Source organism: Planobispora rosea (assembly GCF_014648175.1).
In the GTDB taxonomy this organism is placed as follows: Bacteria; Actinomycetota; Actinomycetes; order Streptosporangiales; family Streptosporangiaceae; genus Planobispora; species Planobispora rosea.
Window position 1 is genome coordinate 1 of sequence record NZ_BMQP01000156.1, and the last position, 509, is coordinate 509.

Here is a 509-nt window from a genome sequence, read left to right on the forward strand (position 1 = left end):
CGCGCCCAAGGACGTCTTCCGTCATCAGAGCGTGCGCGAGCTGGCCCGGGTGGCGACCGAAGCAGCCGAGGTCCGACAAGAGCCGGAGGGCGCCGGGATCGGCCCGGTCCACCCCACACCCATCATGAAATGGTTGAGCGACCTGTCCGGTCCGATCGCCGACTTCAGCCAGACGGTGGTGTTGCGGGTGCCGCCGGACGTGGGCCTGGAGCCGTTGACGGCGGCGGTGCAGGCCGTCCTGGACCGGCACGACACGCTCCGGCTGAGCTGGCCCGGCATCGAGAAGGCCTGTGCGGCGACGAGCGATGCCGAGCAGGACCACCTCCCAGCGGGAGCGGTGGCCGGGGGGTTGGAGGTGCTGCCGGTCGGGGCGGTGCGGGCGGCCGGGTGCGTACGCCGGGTGCAGGTCGCCGATGACGCCGATGGCCTGGCCGCGCTGGTGGGCCGGGAGGCGGTGCGGTCGCGGGCGGGGCTGGATCCGGCTGCCGGGCGGATGGTGCAGGTGGTGT

Annotated in this window: 1 protein-coding gene; it reads left to right on the top strand. The window is 73.9% G+C overall.

Features of this window, described 5'->3' with window-relative positions; all coding sequences use genetic code 11:
• The coding region (locus IEZ08_RS39205) for a condensation domain-containing protein (protein ID WP_189244267.1) at nucleotides 1-509 on the top strand (509 nt) is incomplete at both ends.